Raw genomic sequence first — 19,394 nt, forward strand, 5'->3', positions numbered from 1 at the left:
TTTCGCAACACTGCGCCCGCGGCTGTCCCCGAACGCAACACATGCGGATCATCCGCGCGCTGCCCGCGCACGTCGCCACAGTGCATGCAATCGACCGCTCCGCCTTGCGCGACAAGGCGCGCGTGTCAATGGCATGCGATTTGCGTGACTGGCTGCGCACTGGACCCGGATCCCCACCCTGCCGGCCCGGCCATGTGTTGGCCGCGGTGCGACCACAATGACTCAGGAGACAACCATGAAAAAACTCTCGGCTTCGACGAGCCGACTGGCAACCATCGGAATCGCGGCGGCTGCAGCGATCGCCTTGAATCCCGGCCTGGTGGACGCAGCCGCGGATTATCCGGCCGTCACGTATCAGCGGCTCACGGATGCGCAACGCGATCCGGGCTGGCTCACCTACTACCGCACGTACAACGGCCAGGCGCATTCGCCGCTCAAGCAGATCGACGCGTCGAACGTGAAGCAGCTCACGCAGGCGTGGAGCTACAAGTTTCCGGCCGAGCTGAAGCAGGGCTTCGAAGCCACGCCGATCGTCAACGGCCGGTATCTGTTCGTCACCACGCCGAAGGACAACGTGTACGCGTTCGACGCGGCCACCGGCGCGCAACTGTGGAAATACGAGCCCAAGCTCGGCGCGGAATCGTTCAAGACGGCCTGCTGCGATGTCGTGAACCGCGGCGTCGCGCTGTACGGCAAGAACGTCTACGTTGCGATGCTGAGCGGCGAGGTGGCCGCGCTCGACGCGCAGACGGGCGCGCTCGTGTGGAAGAAGCAGATGTTCGAACCGGGGCTGGGCTACGCATTCTCGCTCGCCCCGCTCGCGCTCGACGGCGCGATCGTGGTCGGCAGTTCGGGCGGCGAATACGGCGCACGCGGCTTCATCGCGGCGCTCAGCCCGAACGACGGCACGCTGCTGTGGAAGCGCTTCACGATCCCCGGCCAGGGCGAGAAGCACGCCGATACCTGGCCCGACGGCATGCAGGCGCACGGCGGCGCGCCGGCCTGGCTGACCGGCACCTACGACGCGGCGACGCGCACGCTGTACTGGGGCGTCGGCAACCCGGGGCCGTGGCTCGCGGACCTGCGCCCGGGCGACAACCTGTACTCCGATTCACTGCTCGCGCTGGATCCGAAGAACGGCGACCTCAAATGGCACTACCAGTACACGAAGCACGACACCTGGGACTATGACGGCGTCAACACGCCGGTGCTCGCGACGATCAAGTACAAGGGCAAGGAGCACGACGCGATCATCCACGCGGACCGCAACGGCTACTTCCATGCGATCGATCGCGACACCGGCAAGCTGATCTATGCGGAGCCGTTCGTGAAGGCGACGTCGGTGACCGGCTACACGGAAGACGGCGCGCCGATCCAGGATCCCGCGAAGTATCCGAAGGTCGGCACGACGATCGACACGTGCCCGAGCTTCCTCGGCGGCAAGAACTGGTGGTCGGTGTCGTACGACCCCGTCCGCCATCTCGCGATCGTGCCGTCGCTGCATGCGTGCATGAGCCTGTCGGGCAAGTCGGTCAACTACATGGAAGGGCTGCCGTATCTCGGCGAAGGTTTCGAGATCAAGCCCGAGCCGGGCAGCGAAGGCTACGGCGAGCTCCAGGCAATCGACGTGAACACCGGCAAGAAGGTATGGAGCCACTGGAGCAAGCTGCCGTGGAACGGCGGCGTCGCGACGACCGCGAGCGGCCTCGCGTTCAGCGGCTCGCTCGACGGCCACCTGTACGCGTTCGACGTCACCACCGGCAAGGTTCTGTGGGAGAGCCCGAAGCTCGCGAGCGGGATCATCGCGCAACCGTCCGTCTTTGAAGTGGACGGCAAGGAGTACGTAGCGGTGCTCGCCGGCTACGGCGGTGCGAATCCGATCTGGGGCGGCCCGATGGCCAAGGCGGCGGACGACGTGCCGCGCGGCGGCACGCTGTACGTATTCGCCCTTGACCGCGGCTGATCGTCAGCCGGCGCAATCGCATTGCGCCCGCGCCGCCGGCGCGGGCGCCCTCTCCTTCTCCATTTCAACCGGGCGTACGATCATGAACCTCCGACTTTCCCGCCTCGCCGTGGCCTGTGCGCTCGCGGCAGGCACGGCGCTGACACCGGCGCTCTCCACGGCCGCGACGGCAGTGCGCGTGTGCTCGCTGCCGGGCACGCCGACGGCCGCGCTCGACAAGGCCGTCGCCCGCGACGCATTCCGCACGGCCGGCATCGCCGCGAACTTCTCCGGGCACGACGCGGGCGGCAGCGACGACGACGGCGTGTCCGCCCACGAGCTCGCCAACCTCCTCGAACACGACTGCGACGTGCTCGCCGGCTTTCCGCGCTCGGCCATCGCCGATGCATCCGATACGAAGCTGCTGTTCTCGCAAGGCTACCTGCGCTCGGGCTACGTGAGCGTCACGCGTCGCGATGCCGGCGCGCCGGCCACGGACCGCGAAATCGTCGCGGCGACCTATGCAAGCCCCGCGCAATTGATCGCGGTTCAGCAGAAGAACGCGCGCTTCGATCTCGAGAACACGTCCGAGCAAACGGTCGACGCGGTCGCGCGCGGCCGCGCGCATCGCGCGATCGTCTGGTATCCGGCAGTCGTCGCGTATCAGGCCGCGCATCCGAAACAGGCGTTCCGCATCGGCGCGACATCGTCGCCGTATGCGGAATGGCAGCTCACGTTCGCGTTCGCACCGCGCTCGGCCGAGTTGCAGCAACGTATCGACGCGGCACTTACGCAGATGAAGAACAACGGCCGGCTCGCCGCGCTGACCCGCAAGTGGGCGTTGCCCGGCAGCGCGCTCGAAGCGCACGAGTCGCGCATGCCATCCCGTTTCCTCGATGGCGCGACGGCGAGCGCAGGCCGCGCGCCCGGTAACTTGCTGCGCGCGCGCAACGTGCCCGCCGGCGGCGGGTTCATCCGCGTCGGCGCGAGCACCGGCGACGCCGCGCCGTCCTTCGACGCGAGCCAGGTCGCCCACGGCAAGGAGATCTACGGCAATGCGTGCGCAAAGTGCCACGGCGCCGATCTCGAAGGCAACACCGCGCCCGCGTTGAGCGGCCCGTCGTTCGCGCCGCTGTCGCATTCGCACCTGACGATCGGTGGCGTGTTCGGCTACATGGCCACCAACATGCCGGCGGACCAGCCGGGCAAGCTGAAGGACGACGAATACGCGGACCTGATGGCCTTCCTGCTCGCGTCGAACGGCTATGCCGCCAGCAAGAGCAAGCTGACGGCCGATACCGCGCACGCGTCGACCGCGCCGCTCGTCGCCGGTCCCGCCGCGCACAAGGACGCGAGCCAGTAACACCGGGCAAGCGGCTTCGCCGCGCGATGCGGGCCGCGCCCTTCCCCGCGATTTCATCTTCGACAGGAAACGACCGTGACGTACCCCACCTCCCGCAGAACCTTCATCATCAACGCCATCGGCCTGTGCGCGACGCTCGCCGCCGCCCGCACGGCATGCGCGGCGCCGCCGCTCGTCGACGAGAACGACCCCGCCGCGAAAACGCTCGGGTATCGCGCGCACGCGTCCAGCGTCGACGCCGCGCAGTTCCCGAAATACCAGGCCGGCCAGCGCTGTGCAAATTGCCGCTTCTATAAGGGCGAAGCGGCGGATACCGCCGGCACGTGCCCGATGTTCGCCGGCAAGCTGGTCGCGGCGGACGGCTGGTGCAACGTGTATGCGAAGCGCGCGTGACGCGTCGCGCGACGGGCTGCCGGCACGGCGCGCACCGGCGCCCGCTGCCGGCAGCGACGACGGCGCGCCGCCGCACGCCGTCGCGCATCTGCACGCGCTGATCGCGACCGGCCTGTCGCGCGGCTTCGTCACGCGCGCCGACATCATCGACGCGCTGCCCGACGACGATGCGAACGAAAGCGACATCGACGCGGCCGCCGCCGTGCTCGCCGAACTCGGCATCGCGGTGTCCGAGCGCGCCGATACCGCGAGCGGCTGGACGCTCGACCGTTACTTCCGGCCCGCGCCGCCGGCACGCGCATGGGTCGACGGCGACGGCACGCTCGCCGCGGCCGACCTGCTCGCCCCGCGCACGACCGACCCGGTCCGGCTGTACCTGCGCGAGATGGGTACGACACCGCTCCTCACCCGCGACGAGGAATTCGCGTACGCGCAGCGCATCGAGCGCGGCCGCGCGGCGTCGGTCGCGGTGCTGTGCGGCGATCCCGATGCGCTCGACGTGCTCGTGTCGATACGCACCGAAATCGCCGAATGCCGGACCGCCGCATCCACCTATGTGCTCTTTCTGGCCGACAACCCGCGCGACGATCGACCGTCCAACCACGCCGATGCAGGCGCCCCCCATGCCTCCGCCAGCGAGGCCGGGGGTGACGACGAGGCGCCCTTGGAGAATTCGGCCTGGCGCGATGCGGTATTGGCACGACTCGCTCGCATCGACGCGATCGCGGACAACCTCCGGGCCGCGCTGGCATCCGGCCGCGTCGCGTCTGCCGCGTATCGCACGCACGTACGCGACGCCGCGGCGCTGCTCGGTACGCTGTGCCTGTCCGCCCGCGCGCTCGAACGGATGAGCGAACCGTTGCGCAGCCGCGCACGCCGGCATCGCGCGCTGCGAGGCCGGCTGGCGCGGTTGTTGGCCGACGTGGGCGTCCCGCCGTCGTTCGCGCAGACGGACCACGACGATCACGCAGACTGGCTCGCGTCGTGCATTGCCGCGCATCCGGCCTGCGGGCCGACGCTGATGCGACGCGCGGCCGAATTCATCGATGCACGCGTCGCGATCGTGCGCGACGCCCCGGCATCGGAATTGCCGCCCGGCGCGACCGCGTTGCTCGATGCCCGGCTCGGCGCGATCGAACGCGCGATGCAGCCGGCAAAAGCGGGCTTGTTCGACGCGAACCTGCGGCTCGTCGTGTCGATCGCGAAGCGCTATCCCGATCGCGGCCTGCCGTTCGCGGACCTGATCCAGGAAGGCAACATCGGCCTGTTGAAGGCCATCGAGCGCTACGACTACCGCCGCGGCTTCCGGTTCTCGACCTACGCGACCTGGTGGATCCGGCAGGCGATCACGCACGCGCTCGCCGACCTCGGCCGCACGATCCGCGTGCCGACGCATACGGTCGACGCGCTGAACAAGCTGACGAGGCTCGCGCGCGAGCATCGGCAACGCGCGGGCACGGCCGCGACGCCGGCCGAACTGGCCGTCCACATGGGCGAGCCCGTCGACAAGGTGCGCGACCTGCTGGCGATCGTGAAGGAACCGGTGTCGGCAGACCTGCCGGTTTCGCCGGAAGGCGACATGACGTTCGCCGACGTCGCGCCGGACCTGTCGTCGCCGTCACCCGAGGACGCCGCCGGCGCCATGCAGTTGCGCAGCACGATCGCCGCCGCGATCGACAGGCTGCCGCCGCGCGAGGCGATGGTGCTCCGGCTGCGCTACGGGCTGCATGCCGACGAAGGCTGCTCGCTGCGCGACATCGGCCGCCAGATGAACCTGTCGGCGGAACGCGTGCGGCAGATCGAGGCGTCGGCGCTCACGCGCCTTCGTGCGTCCGACGCGCTCGACGTGCTCCGCTCGTTCATCGCATAGCGCTGCGCATGGCGCACGACACGAACGCGGTGCGTCGCGTGCGTGTGCCGTGCGCCGTGTTGACGCTTGCAACACCGGTTGCTGCATTTCGACGCAACGCTCAAGCTGGCGAGCGTGGCCCGCGCCCCATCCTCATTGATCTGCAATGCAGATCAATCGCCAAGAACCGCATAACAACGCACATGCACGCCGTTCCGGCCGCATAACCGCGCATTTGGCATGCAAGTTGCGTTTCAACGGTCATGCCACACCCGACGATTTTCATGGAGACCATCTTGACTGCCCTCGTATCGATCCTGCAGGAGCGCCGAATCTTCGAACCGACGGCCGACACGCGCGAGCGTGCGACCATTTCCGGCATGCCGGCCTACCGCGCGCTGGCCGCCGAGGCCGAGCAGGATTACGAAGGCTTCTGGGCGCGTCTCGCGCGCGAGGGCCTGACCTGGCACAAGCCGTTCACCAAGGTGCTCGACGAGAGCAATGCGCCGTTCTACAAGTGGTTCGACGACGGCGAGCTCAACGCGTCGTACAACTGCCTCGACCGTCACGTCGAAGCCGGCAACGGCGAACGCGGCGCGATCATCTTCGAGGCCGACGACGGCACCGTCACCCGCGTCACCTACGCCGATCTCCTCGCGCGCGTCTCGCGCTTCGCGAATGCGCTGAAGAAACGCGGCATCGGCAAGGGCGATCGCGTCGTCATCTACATTCCGATGTCGATCGAGGGCATCGTCGCGATGCAGGCCTGCGCACGCATCGGCGCCACGCACTCGGTCGTGTTCGGCGGCTTCTCCGCGAAGTCGCTCAACGAGCGGCTCGTCGACGTCGGCGCGGTCGCGCTCATCACCGCCGACGAGCAGGCGCGCGGCGGCAAGACGCTGCCGCTCAAGAGCATCGCCGACGAGGCGCTCGCGATGGGCGGCTGCGAGGCCGTGAAGAGCGTGATCGTCTATCGCCGCACCGGCGGCAAGATCGACTGGCACGCCGGGCGCGACCTGTGGATGCACGAGATCGCCGACGGCGAGTCCGACACGTGCGCACCGGAATGGGTCGGCGCCGAGCATCCGCTGTTCATCCTCTATACGTCGGGCTCGACCGGCAAGCCCAAGGGCGTGCAGCACAGCACCGGCGGTTACCTGCTGTGGGCCGCGCAGACGATGAAGTGGACCTTCGACTGGAAGCCCGCCGACGTGTTCTGGTGTACCGCCGACATCGGCTGGGTCACCGGCCACACGTACATCACCTACGGCCCGCTCGCGTGCGGCGGCACGCAGGTCGTGTTCGAAGGCGTGCCGACGTATCCGGATGCCGGCCGCTTCTGGAAGATGATCGACGCTCACAAGGTCACGGTGTTCTACACCGCGCCGACCGCGATCCGCTCGCTGATCAAGGCCGCCGAGGCCGACGACCACGTCCACCCGAAGAGCTACGACCTGTCGAGCCTGCGCATCATCGGCACGGTCGGCGAACCGATCAATCCGGAAGCGTGGATGTGGTACCACAAGCACGTCGGCCAGGAGCGCTGCCCGATCGTCGACACGTGGTGGCAGACCGAAACCGGCGGCCACATGATCACGCCGCTGCCGGGCGCGACGCCGACGGTGCCGGGTTCGTGCACGCTGCCGCTGCCGGGCATCATGGCCGCGGTGGTCGACGAAACGGGCCAGGACGTGCCGAACGGGCAAGGCGGCATTCTCGTCGTCAAGCGTCCGTGGCCGGCGATGATCCGCACGATCTGGGGCGACCCGGAGCGCTTCAGGAAGAGCTATTACCCCGAAGAACTCGGCGGCCGGCTGTACCTGGCCGGCGACGGCACGGTGCGCGACAAGGACACCGGCTACTTCACGATCATGGGCCGCATCGACGACGTGCTGAACGTGTCGGGCCACCGGCTCGGGACGATGGAGATCGAGTCGGCGCTGGTGTCGCACGAGCTGGTTGCGGAAGCGGCGGTGGTTGGCCGCCCGGACGACACGACGGGCGAGGCGGTGGTCGCGTTCGTGGTGCTCAAGCGTTCGCGTCCGGAGGGCGAGGAAGCGGCGGCGCTGGCGAAGACGCTGCGCGACTGGGTGGGCAAGCAGATCGGTCCGATCGCGAAGCCGAAGGACATCCGCTTCGGCGACAACCTGCCGAAGACGCGCTCGGGCAAGATCATGCGGCGCCTGCTGCGCTCGCTCGCGAAGGGCGAGGCGATCACGCAGGACACGTCCACGCTCGAGAACCCCGCGATCCTCGAGCAACTCGGCCAGTCACTCTGAATGACGGGGCCGGCGTCGGTCGGCCTCACACGAACTCTTCGACGCACGCGCGTTCCGGCGCCCATCCCCGCCACGAACGCGTCGCACGCGGCCGACACCCGGCCGCGCACGTGCGTTGCGCCGCGCCCCATCCTGCGCATGCGGCTCGCGCACCGGACACCGCTTCGCGGACGTCCGGCGCATCCCCGTTCAATGCATCGACGTACAACAACACTGGAGACACTCAATGAAAAGCAGAATCGTGATCGGTTGCGCCGCGCTGGCGGGCGCGATGGTCGGCGGCAGCGCCTTCGCGCAAAGCAGCGTGACGCTGTACGGCAACCTCGACGCCGCATTGCTGTATACGAGCAAGACGCTCGACGCCGCCACTGGCACGAACGCCGGTCATCAGTTCGCAATGACCGACACCGGCATGACGCCGACGACGTTCGGAATGACCGGCACCGAGGATCTCGGTGGCGGCCTCAAGGCGAAATTCCAGCTCGAAAGCGGCTTTGCCGTCACCAACGGCGCGTTCGCCCATTCGAACGGCAACTTCTTCGGCCGTCAGGCGTGGGTCGGGCTCGATGGCGGCTTCGGCACGGTCAAGGCCGGCGTGCAGTACTCGCCATTCCTGCTCGCGATCTTCGATTCGGATCCGCGCAGCTTCTCGCACTTCGGCAGCGGGCTGATCAACTACGTCGATAACGTGCTGGTGACGGGCCTGTTCAACCCGAACGCCGTGTCGTACACAAGCCCGACGATCGCCGGCCTCACCGGCAGCGCGATGTTCGCGTTCGGCGGCAAGGCGGGCGATTTCCAGGCCGGCCGCCAGTATTCGGCGAGCCTCAAGTACGAACATGAGGGCTTCATGATCGACGCCGCGTTCTACGACGGCAACGACGGCACCAATCCGACGCCGACGCCCAGCACAGTCGCGTTCGTCGGTCGCACGATCGGCGCCGCGTACCGGTTCGGCCCCGTCACCGCGAAGGCGTCGTTCACGAGCTACAAGGTCGGCGGATCGTTCAGCAACAACGTGTATGGCGGCGGCCTCGATTACCAGGCGACGCCGGCCGTCGACCTGAACGGCGGCGTCTGGTTCACCAGCGATCGCAACGACACGGCCAATCACTCGCTGCTCGCGGCCGTCGGCACGACCTACAGCCTGTCGAAAGCGACCGCGCTGTACGCGCAGGTCGCGATGGTCAACAACCACGGTGCGATGAATACCGGGCTCGGGATCAACAACGCGCTTTACGCAGTCACCGGCACGACCGTCGGCGCGAACGTCGGGATCCGCCACATGTTCTGATGCATCGGTGGCGATTCCGATGCCGAATCGCCACCGCGCTGTATTCGTAGTCCGAATTACCCAGCGCCGGTTTCGGTTCGCAAAGACGCGTTCCGATTCGGCGCGATCGCCATCGCGCGCGACTCCGTTCCCGATGCATGGCCCGTCCCGTTCCCGCACGATCCGCGACGTGCCGCATGCACGCTCACGGCAAGATCGACATCCGGTATAGACCGCCATCGGCGCGGCGCGGACCGCCGCGTGCCGAACTGCCCGTTACCTGGAGTTGGCCGGCCGCACCATCCGTGTCGTTTACGACCGGTTTCCGGGCGCATGACCGATAGTCGGCGTTTCCCGTTTCTCTACACTGCTTCACACCAGCACATACCTGCCGGATGTCGCATGACGTGCGTCGCATCACCGACATCACGGCGATCCCGAGACAACCGCCTTCGTCCCCGACGGTTCCGCATCCGCTCGGCCAGCCGAAGGCCCCTCCAGGAGCGTTCATTGAGTTCATCGCAAGCGCACCCCGCGAAAGCCCGGTCTTCGCGCAAGGCCCTCAAGCTGGACGACATCACGATCGTCGACCCTGCCGTCCTGAAGCGTGCGGTCGGAGCCATGGCGTTCGGCAATGCGATGGAATGGTTCGACTTCGGCGTCTACAGCTATATCGCCGTCACGCTCGGCAAGGTGTTCTTCCCGTCCGGCAGCCCGTCCGCGCAGCTGCTCGCGACCTTCGGCACGTTCGCCGCCGCATTCCTCGTGCGCCCGCTCGGCGGCATGGTGTTCGGCCCGCTCGGCGACCGCATCGGCCGCCAGCGCGTGCTCGCCGCCACCATGATCATGATGGCCGTCGGCACCTTCGCGATCGGCCTGATCCCCAGCTACACGTCGATCGGCATCATGGCGCCGATACTGCTGCTGGTCGCCCGCCTCGTGCAGGGCTTCTCGACCGGCGGTGAATATGGCGGCGCCGCCACCTTCATCGCCGAGTTCTCGACCGACAAGCGCCGCGGCTTCATGGGCAGCTTCCTCGAGTTCGGCACGCTGATCGGCTACACGCTCGGCGCGGCCACCGTCGCGATACTCACGGCAACGCTGTCGCAGGACGCACTGCTGTCGTGGGGCTGGCGCGTGCCGTTCTTCATCGCCGGTCCGCTGGGTCTCGTCGGCTTGTACGTGCGACTCAAGCTCGAGGAGACGCCCGCGTTCAAGAAGGAAGCCGAAGCGCGCGAAGCAGACGAGCGGGCCCGCCCGAAGCAGTCTTTCGGCACGCTGCTCGTCGAACAGTGGAAGCCGCTGCTCCAGTGCGTCGGCCTCGTGCTGATCTTCAACGTGACCGATTACATGGCGCTGTCGTATCTGCCCAACTACCTGTCGGCGACGCTGCACTTCAACGAAACGCACGGCCTGTTCATGGTGCTGCTCGTGATGGTGCTCATGATGCCGATGACGCTTTACGCAGGGCATCTGTCGGACCGGCTCGGCCGCAAGCCGGTGATGATGTTCGGCTGCGTCGGCCTGCTCGTGCTGTCGGTGCCCGCGCTGCTGCTGATCCGCACCGGCGGGATGCTGCCGGTGTTCGGCGGGATGCTGATCTACGGCACGCTGCTGTCGACCTTCACCGGCGTGATGCCGTCGGCGCTGCCCGCGCTGTTCCCCACGCGAATCCGCTACGGCGCGCTCGCGATCGGCTTCAACGTGTCGGTATCGCTGTTCGGTGGTACGACGCCGCTCGTCACCGCTTGGCTCGTCGATCGCACCGGCGACCTGATGATGCCCGCCTACTACCTGATGGGTGCGTCGTTCATCGGCATCGTGTCGGTGCTCGCGCTGCGCGAAACCGCACGCCGGCCGCTGCCCGGCTCCGCGCCGTGCGTCGCGAGCCGTGCGGAAGCGCAGGACCTGATTCGCCGCGGCGTGAACGACGGGCGCGTGCGCGACCGCACGTTCACGCCGGTCGGCGAACGCGCGTAATCCAGTCAGGCAGCAATGCAGTAACGCACGTCGTTGCGTCGTCACGCGACACCGCGCGGCACCCGCCGCCGGCATCGCGCGTGGCGTTCAGCCCGCCGCGAGCTGCTGTTCGTCGAACCAGTCGAGCAGCGTTCGGGTGACGAAAGCGGGATTCTCCAGGTTCGAGATATGGCCGGCGTCCGGCACCAGCGCGTGACGGCAGCCGATCACGCTCGCCATCTTCGCCGTCTCGGACGGCGGGCGCGCCATGTCGCCCGCCCCGCACATCAGCAGCGTGCGCCCGGCATCCAGTTCAGCGAGCGCGGCGAGCGTATCCGGCCGCCCGAAGATCAACCGGCCGAGCGGGACGATCGACTGCCGCAGCCGGTCGGCCGGAAGGTTCGCGAGCGCGGCGCGAAAGGCAGTCGGCACCGGGTCCGCGAGGTTCACGTCCGGCCGGAAGAACAGCGGCACGATCGCATCGAGCAGCGGCGGCGCGATACAACCGGCGGCGGCGATCGCATCGAGCATCCCGAAGTAGCGCAGCCGCGTCGCATCGGGTTCGGCCTCCAGCGACGCATCCATCAACACGAGCGAGCGCACGCGCTCCGGCTCGCGCAACGCGAGCCGCGCGCCCCACATCCCGCCGACGCTCAGCCCCACGATCGCGCAGCGTTCGATTTCCAGCGCATCGAGCAAGGCGCTTGCGTGCGCGGCGAGGTCGTCGAGCGTCTCGCTGCCGTCCGGCAGCGGGCCCGACGCGCCATGTCCCCACAGGTCCGGCACGATCACGCGATAGCGGGTCGATAACGCGTCGATCTGCGGCGCCCACATTGCCGAGTCCCACAAGTAACTGTGGCCCAGGAGCACCGGAAAGCCGGTGCCGCGATCCTGGTAATGCAGGGTGTTGCCATGAACGATGTGTGCGGGCATGTCGTCTCCGGATGTCAATGTGATCGGCGGCGGCCCCAAAAGGGGCGCCGCGATTCCCGGCGTTCTGCGATGAACGCGAAGCGGCGAATCATCGCACAGCTTGCCGCCGTTGCGTGTGACTGCCGTCGCGCTTCCGCCGTGCGAGCGGAACGACGTCGAATACCGGGATGTCGCGGCTGTGGCTGTTGGAGACGTACGCCTACGTCGCTCCGTGGGCGAGCAATGTGGCGGGCCGCGATGGCGCACGCCATGCCATATTCATGTTGATGTGAATTTGCCGTGCGTGAAGCGACGGTTGACGTGATCGCGGCGCCGGACAACTTGCGTCATCCGGCGCCGCGACAAGCGAAACGCGCGCTCAGAACACCGCGTGCCCGCTGATGAGGCTCGGCAGCCAGGTGGAGAAGAACGGCATGTACGTGACGATGTTGATCGCACTGAAGATCGCGAGGTAGTACGGCCACGCCATCTTCGTCGTCTCGCCGATCGATACGTTGCCGATCGCGCAGCCGACGAACTGCACCGAGCCGATCGGCGGGTGAACGAGGCCGAGCGAGCAGTTCAGCAGCAGCATGATCCCGAACTGCACCGGCCCGACGCCGCATGCCATCGCGATCGGCAGGAACAGCGGCGTCGTGATCAGGATGTGCGCGGCCATGTCGACGAACGTGCCGAGGAAAACCTGGATGATGTTGATGTACAGCAGCATCAGCCAGGGCGCGGCAGTCGACTGCTTCAGCAGCCCCTCGATCGCATCCGGAATCTCCAGGTACGACATCTGGAAGCGCAGCATGTTCGACACGGCGATCAACAGCAACACGACGCCCGTCGTGCGCGCCGCATGCGACAGCGCGCGGCGCAGCTTCTCGACAGTCAGCGTGCGGTACACGATCGCGGTCAGCGCGAGCGAATACACGACGGCGATCGCGGCCGCTTCGGTTGCAGTGGCGATCCCCTTCGCGACGCACACGAGGATGATCGCGATCACCATCAGGCCCGGCACCGCGCCGACGAAGCTGCGCAACACCGCATACCAGCCCGGGAACACCGGCAGCGCCGACGAACCATCTTCACGGCGCGGATAGCCGTGACGCACGGCCTGCCAGTACGCGGCGGCGAGCACGAAGCCCATCACCCACAGCACCGGCAGCAGGCCGGAGAACAGCAGGTCGCCGATCGACACGCCGCTCACCTGCTGGCCGTGCAGCATCCCGGTGATGCCCTGCGCGGCGAATGCGTAGATGATCATGTTGGTCGACGTCGGCATCAGCGCGCCGGCGAGCGACGCGTGGGTCGTCACGTTGACCGCGTAGGCAGCGCTGTAGCCTTCGCGCTTCATCAACGGAATCACCACGCCGCCCATCGCGGACGTATCGGCGGTCGGCGAACCCGATACACCGCCGAACAGCGTGCACGCGACGACGTTGGCCATCCCGAGGCCGCCGCGGAAGTGGCCGACGGTCGCCTGCGCGAAACGCAGGATCCGGTCCGCGATGCCGCCGTGCAGCATCAGCTCGCCGGAGAAGATGAAGAACGGCACCGCGAGGAACGAGAATGCGTTCATCCCCGAGATCATCGACTGCATCGCGGTCGCGATCGGCAGCCCTTCGACCATGTAGGTCAGCACGCAGGCGATCCCGAGCGCGAACGAAACGGGCACGCCGAGCACGAGGAAAATCAGAAAGCTGATGGACAGAATCGCGAGTTCCATGGCGTTATTGGCCCGACGAAGAACGACGAAGCGCGAGCAAGTGCTCGAGCGAGAAGAGGATGATGGCGATCGCCGCCGGAATCGTGATCAGGTAGCGCACGCCTTCGGGCAGCCCGATGATCGGAATGCGGTCGCCCATCGTCTCGGCGGCCATGCTGCCGCAGCCGACCATGATCGCGATCGCGAACGCGATCAGGCTCGCATGCTGGATCGCGATCACCACGTTGCGCGCGCCCGGCGACAGGCGCCGCACGAGCGAGTCGAGGCCGATGTGGCCACCGTCGCGCACCTTCATCGCCGCGCCGAACATCGCGATCACGATCACCAGCAGCAGCGCGATCGGCTCGACGAAATCGGGCGCGTTCTCGAACACGTAACGCATCACGACCGCGTAGAACACCAGCACGGTGAGCGCCGCGAGGCACAGCGACGCAACCACGGCCAGCGCGCGGAACAGCAGGTCGTTCACACAACGCAGGCGCGGCGCCGCCGCGCGCGGCCGGCACGGTGCCGCGCCATCGGCGGCAGCCGCATCCGGCGAGCCCACGGCCGCCGCGCCGTTCAGGGAAGTGCGACGGGTCACTTGGTGGCCTCGATCTCGTCGACGATCTGCTTCATCTGCGGCGTCTTCTCGTACTTGGTCCACAGCGGCTGCATCGCCTTCACGAAGGCCGCGCGATCGATCTGCGCAGCCGGCAGGATCTTCGCGCCGCCCTTCGTCACCGCCTGCTGCGCCGATGCCTCGCGCGCGGTCCACAGCTTCTGGTAGTACGGCACCGAATCGGCCGCGGCCTTCTTGATCGCGGCCTGTTCCTGCGGCGACAGCGTGTCCCAGATCTTCTTCGAGAACACCAGCACTTCCGGCGTCATCGCGTGCTGCGTCTCCGAGTAGTCGGGCGCCACCTCGAAGTGCTTGGTTTCCTCGTACGACGGCAGGTTGTTTTCCGCCGCGTCGACGAGGCCCGTCTTCAGGCCCGTGTAGACCTCGGCGAACGGCATCGGCGTCGGCGTGCCGCCCATCGCCTTGATCTCGTCGACCATCAGATCGGACGGTTGCACGCGCACCTTCAGCCCTTTCATGTCGGCCGGCGTGCGCACCGGGCGCTTCGCGTAAATCGAGCGCGCGCCACTCTCGTAGAACGTCAGCGCGATCATCCCCTTCGCCGCGAACGCGTCGAGGATCTTCTGGCCGGCCGGGCCGTACATCGCCTTGCGGAAATGGTCGACGTCGCGGAACAGGAACGGGAACGACGGAATCAGCGACTCCGGCACGATCTCGTTGAACGACGCGCCGTTCACGCGCGCCATGTCGATCGCGCCGATCCGCACCTGGTCGACCGTGTCCTTCTCGGAGCCGAGCGCGCTGTTGCCGAACACCTTGATCGAGTCCTTGCCGCCCGTCAGCTTCGACAGCTCATCGCCCATGTACTTGACCGCCATGTTGGTCGGGAAGCTGTCGCCGTGCACGTCCGCCGAGCGGAACACGCGGGCCTGCGCGGACACCGCGAAGCCGGCCATCAGCGCGACGGCCAGTGCGGTACGGGAGCGGGTGAATCGGTGCTTCATCGTCAGTCTCCTTGCTGGTTGCTCGTAATCTGGCGGCGATCCGGTCGGCATCCGCACGCATCGGGGCACGGCCGCCGCGGAATCGCAGTCATACGTTGTATGACGTGTCGGAGCGAATGTACGTCGGTTAATCGTTTAACTCACTCGGTGCATACCCCTATAAGCACGACTACATTGGGCTGAGGGGCAGCTAAAGGGAAAAGCCTTCTCCGTTTAGCACATTGTCGGCGAAACGTTTTCCGCCAACCCGCCCGCATTTGAATCGGCACGATGTTGCGCCGTTTTCCCGATGCCGGACGCCATCTTTCGTTTCCATTTCCATCGTTATAGGATGACTGACCACGAAATACCGCGGTCCCGGGGCGCCACAAGCGTACGCCGGCCCGACCGCATGCGCAGCCCGACCGCGCCCGCAACGCCTTTTGCGCCAACCCGAGCCGGAAGCTCCCGCGCCGCCGTTTTCCCGATTGCCGGCAGGACCTGCTCGCGGCACGTTCACGCCGCGCGGTCGCGCGCCTGCCGAACGCCCCGATACCAACCCGGCATCGTCCGCAGGCGATGCCACATCAGGAGATACCGTCATGACAACCCGACTTTCCGGGCCGCACGCACGCCCGCGCGTGCTCGGTCTGTTCGCAGCGCTCGTCGCGACCGCCGCCGCGCTGAGCGCGTGCGGCGGCGGCGATTCGAGCACCGCCAGCAGCGCGGCCGCCACCTCGCCACCCGCCGCCGTGTTCCAGGTCGGCACGACCACCGTCGACGCCGCGTTGCCGGCCGAGCCGGCCCTGCCCGCCGATACGCAGGTCTGCAGCACGCTCGAAGCCGCCAATACGCTCGTGAGCCGCCCCGACGGCTCGCTGCCGCCGGAGGCCGATCCGTCGATCGCAGGCGTCGGCAAGGCGGTGTCGAGTGCGACGGCGAACCCCGATCAGGCGCGCATCCAGGCCGCGCTCGACGCATGCGGCGCCATGGTGGACGCCGAGGTCGGCGCCACGATCGCGGCCGCCGACGCATCGGCCACCGCCGCGCAGAAGACGGCGGCCGTGCCGAACGTGAACATCGCCGGTGCGTCCGGCGAGGAGCTGGCCAAGCCCAAGTACCGCGCGAGCAAGTTCGCGGTGCGACTCGTCGTCAACCAGACGGGCGGCGGCAACAGCTTCATCAGCGGGCCGCTGACGTTGCCGTCCGGCGTGACGCTATGGATCGACAAGGGTGTGACGCTGTACGCATCGCGCGACGTGAAGGCGTATGCGCCGAACGTCGCCGGGCCGTATTGCGGAAACACGGCCGTCAGCGCAACGAAGGCCGGCAGTTCGTCGAACTGCCTCGCGCTGATCACCGGCACGAATCTCGTGAATTCGGCCGTGGTCGGCGACGGCAGAATCGACGGGCGCGGCTACGCGGAACTCGTGACGTCCGACGCGAAATACCCGCTGATGAAAGTCGACCTCACCTGCTCGAACACCTACGCGGCATACAGGAGCGGCACGGTCGCGCCGGACGGCACCGCATGCGACGACGGCGGCACCGTCGTGGATTCGAAGTCGACCGTGCGCAACATGACGTGGTGGGATCTCGCGTATCTCGGCAACATGGTGCAGAACGGCACGACCGGCTTCGGCTCGCAGTCGAATTTCCGATTGATGGTGTTCAACTACGCGAAGAACCTGACGCTGTACCGCATCACGCTGAACAACAGCCCGAATTTCCACGTGGTGCCGAGCGGCGTCGACGGGCTGACGATCTGGAACGTGAAGGTGCAGACGCCGACACTCGCCGCGTTCGCGAACCCGGCCGGCAACGGCAACCCGCTGTACAACGGGCAGACGTTCAACGCGGACAACGTGAAGAACACCGACGCATTCGATCCGGGCTCCGCATCGAAACCGACCTCGACGACGCTGTCGACCGGCAGCACGACGACGTCGACCAGTGCGATTTCGTTCGACGGGTATCTGAAGAACTTCGTGTTCGCGTACAACTACGTGAGCACCGGTGACGATGACATCGCGCTGAAGGGCAGCAACAATCCGTCGCCCGCGGGCTCGGGCCTGTTCGGCATCGACGGCAATCGCGACGTGCGTTCGGATCGCAAATGGGGCGTCGCGATCGCGCACAACCACATCTACTGGGGGCACGGAATCTCGATCGGCAGCGAGACCAACGGCGGCGTGACGAATGTTCAGGTGTACGACAATGCGTTCTGGGATTCGGAGGAAGGCTTGCGGATCAAGTCCGACTATGCGCGCGGCGGCGAGGTGAGCAACATCCGCTATTCGAACATCTGCATCCGCGACGCGAAGAACGCGCTGCTGTTCACGCCGTATTACAGCACCAAGGCCGTGCCGGCGAGCGGGCCGCTGTATCCGAACTTCCACGACATCTCGCTCGCCAACGTCATGATCTTGGGCGCGGCCGGCGTGAAGCTGCAGGGGTTCGAAGCGAATACCGGCGGGTATGGCGAGCCGGCGTTCCCGCTCGTGATGTCGCTGACCGACGTGGTGGCCGACACGCCCGACGCCATCTCGACGATCGCATCCGATGCGAACCTCACGCTGCGCAACGTGAACCTGCCGGTGTTCGCATCGACCGCGAACCGCGTCGTCGTGAACGGCCAGGCGACGCTCAATGCGCGTCCGGCCAACGTGGTCGACTGCAGCAAGGCGTTCGTCGACTTCCCCGGCATCGACCAGTCGAACCCGTTCGGCTCGACGTGGGCGCCGTCGTTGTAACGACGATGCGATGACGACGATTCCATCGCGTCATCAGGGGAATCGCGTCATCGTGGCCGGTGCGCCGCGTCGTTGCGCGCTTCCGGCGTGCGGGTCGGCGCCTGCAAGCATGCAGGCGCAGCGGGCACGCGCGATGCGTGCTCGCGGCGACGTCGGACATGCGAAAGGAGGTATGTGATGCAGACGACCAGAACGTCGGCAGGGCCGAATCAGGACACGCCGCTGAATCCGGGCGACGAAGGGCCGCCCGATGCGCCGGGCGTGGGCGAGGACCTGTGCAGCGTGTGTCGCGGCACGGGCATGATCGAAGGACAGCCGTGCATGGTGTGCGGCGGGACGGGCAAGGTGCTGCAGGGAATCGGCGGCGGATAGGCGACCGACACGCATGCAGGCCGGTTGCCGCGATGCCCGGACGGGCGGTGCCGCGCATGCGACGCGCCTCGGCGTCGGAATCTGCTGCAACGTGGCGTGCGCAGCGTCCTGGACGGACGCGCCCTCAACGACCGAGGCGTCGATCCCGCAGGAACGCGTTCAACTCGCCGCCCGCATGCTCGATATGTCGCTTGAGCAGCGATGCCGCGTTGCGCGCATCGCCCTTGCGGCACAACGCGACCAGTTCGGCGTGTTCGGATTCGGCCACGTCGCGCGCGGCCTCGGACAGCGACAGCTGCACGCGCGTGTAGCGGTCGGTCTGCTGCAGCAGCGACGCGACGATCGCCGCCGTCTTCGGCTGGTCGGCGCGCGACAGCAGCAGATGATGCAGTTCGGTGTTCAGTTCGCCCCAGCGCCCTGACTGGCTCGCATGCAGCACTTCGCTGTATTCCTCGAGGATCGCATCGAGCCGCGCGAAATCCTCGGCGGTCAGCTTCGGAATCGACTTCTTCAGCAGCACGGGTTCCAGCAGCGCGCGCAGTTCGAATAGTTCCGTGATGTCTTCCGGGGATAGTTCCGAGACGATGGCCCCCTTGTGGGGCAGGATCTTGACGAGCCCTTCGCTCTCGAGTTGCACGAGCGCTTCGCGCAGCGGGATCCGACTGATGCCGAGCTCGGTCGCCAGCGCATCCTGGCGAAGCTGATAGCCGTCGACATACTCCCCTGTCAGGATACGGCGGCGCAATTCGTTCGCTGCGGCTTCGGCGCGCGTGGCGTAGACAAGAGCAGGGCGTTTCTCGTTCATGTTGCGGTTCGGACTGGGGGAAGGCGGTCAGGCAAATGCCGGCGCGGCAGCGGATATTGCATATTTTCTACAATATTAGCAGAGCGCCCGTGCCGCCGGAGCGGCCGCCGCACGGGCCTTCACGCTGCCGCGCCGTTCGTTCCCGCTGCCAAAAAACGGGGCGTTCGTGGATTTTTGCGGATGTCGCTTCCCGGCCCATTGCTGCCAGCAAGTCGTT

General features: G+C 67.2%; 14 protein-coding genes. 9 read left to right on the forward strand and 5 right to left on the reverse strand.

The window, feature by feature from the left end; all coding sequences use genetic code 11:
* The first annotated feature begins 235 nt into the window (after nt 1–235).
* From WI26_RS29525 to proP, 7 genes are all read left to right on the forward strand, one after another.
* Complete coding sequence (locus WI26_RS29525) at nt 236–1,963, forward strand: methanol/ethanol family PQQ-dependent dehydrogenase (RefSeq protein ID WP_059510568.1); 1,728 nt, start codon at nt 236–238, stop codon at nt 1,961–1,963.
* Between the two features lie 82 nt (nt 1,964–2,045).
* The gene (locus WI26_RS29530; RefSeq protein ID WP_059543113.1) at nt 2,046–3,305 is read left to right on the forward strand and encodes a c-type cytochrome; all 1,260 of its coding nucleotides are present in this window, start codon (nt 2,046–2,048) and stop codon (nt 3,303–3,305) included.
* Between the two features lie 75 nt (nt 3,306–3,380).
* Nucleotides 3,381–3,698 (forward strand): high-potential iron-sulfur protein, encoded by a 318-nt coding sequence (locus WI26_RS29535; RefSeq protein ID WP_059510566.1) that lies wholly within the window; start codon nt 3,381–3,383, stop codon nt 3,696–3,698.
* A complete protein-coding gene (locus tag WI26_RS29540) occupies nt 3,682–5,568 on the forward strand; it encodes a sigma-70 family RNA polymerase sigma factor (RefSeq protein ID WP_208604163.1) in 1,887 nt (628 codons plus the stop codon). Before WI26_RS29535 ends, WI26_RS29540 begins: the two co-directional genes overlap by 17 nt.
* Before the next feature lie 263 nt (nt 5,569–5,831).
* On the forward strand, nt 5,832–7,826 hold the full coding sequence (gene acs, locus WI26_RS29545) for an acetate--CoA ligase (RefSeq protein ID WP_069228188.1): 1,995 nt from the start codon (nt 5,832–5,834) through the stop codon (nt 7,824–7,826).
* Between the two features lie 226 nt (nt 7,827–8,052).
* Nucleotides 8,053–9,120, forward strand: coding sequence for a porin (locus WI26_RS29550; RefSeq protein ID WP_059509212.1), 1,068 nt, complete (start codon nt 8,053–8,055; stop codon nt 9,118–9,120).
* 489 nt (nt 9,121–9,609) lie between these two features.
* Complete coding sequence (gene proP / locus WI26_RS29555) at nt 9,610–11,079, forward strand: glycine betaine/L-proline transporter ProP (RefSeq protein WP_060189240.1); 1,470 nt, start codon at nt 9,610–9,612, stop codon at nt 11,077–11,079.
* 87 nt (nt 11,080–11,166) lie between these two features.
* Here the strand turns inward: proP and WI26_RS29560 are convergent, their stop codons facing one another.
* From WI26_RS29560 to WI26_RS29575, 4 genes are all read right to left on the reverse strand, one after another.
* Nucleotides 11,167–11,991 carry an alpha/beta fold hydrolase gene (locus WI26_RS29560; protein ID WP_059540304.1) on the reverse strand — a complete coding sequence of 275 codons (825 nt, stop codon included), beginning with the start codon at nt 11,989–11,991 and terminating at the stop codon, nt 11,167–11,169.
* A gap of 358 nt (nt 11,992–12,349) precedes the next feature.
* Nucleotides 12,350–13,702 (reverse strand): TRAP transporter large permease, encoded by a 1,353-nt coding sequence (locus WI26_RS29565; RefSeq protein WP_069228189.1) that lies wholly within the window; start codon nt 13,700–13,702, stop codon nt 12,350–12,352.
* A 4-nt stretch (nt 13,703–13,706) separates the two neighbouring features.
* Nucleotides 13,707–14,285 carry a TRAP transporter small permease gene (locus WI26_RS29570; RefSeq protein ID WP_069228190.1) on the reverse strand — a complete coding sequence of 193 codons (579 nt, stop codon included), beginning with the start codon at nt 14,283–14,285 and terminating at the stop codon, nt 13,707–13,709.
* Nucleotides 14,282–15,268: a TRAP transporter substrate-binding protein gene (locus WI26_RS29575; RefSeq protein WP_059509217.1), complete on the reverse strand. Its 987-nt coding sequence runs from the start codon at nt 15,266–15,268 to the stop codon at nt 14,282–14,284. The genes WI26_RS29570 and WI26_RS29575 overlap by 4 nt, the downstream gene beginning before the upstream one ends.
* A 581-nt stretch (nt 15,269–15,849) precedes the next feature.
* Between WI26_RS29575 and WI26_RS29580 the strand changes: the two genes are divergently transcribed.
* Nucleotides 15,850–18,000, forward strand: a complete 2,151-nt coding sequence (locus WI26_RS29580; protein WP_069228191.1) for a glycoside hydrolase family 28 protein — start codon at nt 15,850–15,852, stop codon at nt 17,998–18,000.
* Nucleotides 18,001–18,177: 177 nt separating this feature from the next.
* Nucleotides 18,178–18,372 carry a hypothetical protein gene (locus WI26_RS29585; RefSeq protein WP_069228192.1) on the forward strand — a complete coding sequence of 65 codons (195 nt, stop codon included), beginning with the start codon at nt 18,178–18,180 and terminating at the stop codon, nt 18,370–18,372.
* A 124-nt stretch (nt 18,373–18,496) separates the two neighbouring features.
* On the opposite strand, the gene WI26_RS29590 is transcribed toward WI26_RS29585, so the two are convergent.
* Complete coding sequence (locus WI26_RS29590) at nt 18,497–19,177, reverse strand: GntR family transcriptional regulator (RefSeq protein WP_059509219.1); 681 nt, start codon at nt 19,175–19,177, stop codon at nt 18,497–18,499.
* Nucleotides 19,178–19,394 lie beyond the last annotated feature (217 nt).

Source organism: Burkholderia diffusa, assembly GCF_001718315.1.
GTDB classification, from domain to species: domain Bacteria; phylum Pseudomonadota; class Gammaproteobacteria; order Burkholderiales; family Burkholderiaceae; genus Burkholderia; species Burkholderia diffusa_B.

What these genes read in the sequence shown, in the direction of transcription:
- WI26_RS29590 (WP_059509219.1), bottom strand. Translation starts at nt 19,177, where the DNA reads ATGAACGAGAAACGCCCTGCTCTTGTCTACGCCACGCGCGCCGAAGCC.
- WI26_RS29585 (WP_069228192.1), top strand. Translation starts at nt 18,178, where the DNA reads ATGCAGACGACCAGAACGTCGGCAGGGCCGAATCAGGACACGCCGCTG.
- WI26_RS29550 (WP_059509212.1), top strand. Translation starts at nt 8,053, where the DNA reads ATGAAAAGCAGAATCGTGATCGGTTGCGCCGCGCTGGCGGGCGCGATG.
- acs (WP_069228188.1), top strand. Translation starts at nt 5,832, where the DNA reads ATGGAGACCATCTTGACTGCCCTCGTATCGATCCTGCAGGAGCGCCGA.
- WI26_RS29560 (WP_059540304.1), bottom strand. Translation starts at nt 11,991, where the DNA reads ATGCCCGCACACATCGTTCATGGCAACACCCTGCATTACCAGGATCGC.
- WI26_RS29530 (WP_059543113.1), top strand. Translation starts at nt 2,046, where the DNA reads ATGAACCTCCGACTTTCCCGCCTCGCCGTGGCCTGTGCGCTCGCGGCA.
- WI26_RS29540 (WP_208604163.1), top strand. Translation starts at nt 3,682, where the DNA reads ATGCGAAGCGCGCGTGACGCGTCGCGCGACGGGCTGCCGGCACGGCGC.
- WI26_RS29565 (WP_069228189.1), bottom strand. Translation starts at nt 13,702, where the DNA reads ATGGAACTCGCGATTCTGTCCATCAGCTTTCTGATTTTCCTCGTGCTC.
- WI26_RS29580 (WP_069228191.1), top strand. Translation starts at nt 15,850, where the DNA reads ATGACAACCCGACTTTCCGGGCCGCACGCACGCCCGCGCGTGCTCGGT.
- WI26_RS29525 (WP_059510568.1), top strand. Translation starts at nt 236, where the DNA reads ATGAAAAAACTCTCGGCTTCGACGAGCCGACTGGCAACCATCGGAATC.
- WI26_RS29575 (WP_059509217.1), bottom strand. Translation starts at nt 15,268, where the DNA reads ATGAAGCACCGATTCACCCGCTCCCGTACCGCACTGGCCGTCGCGCTG.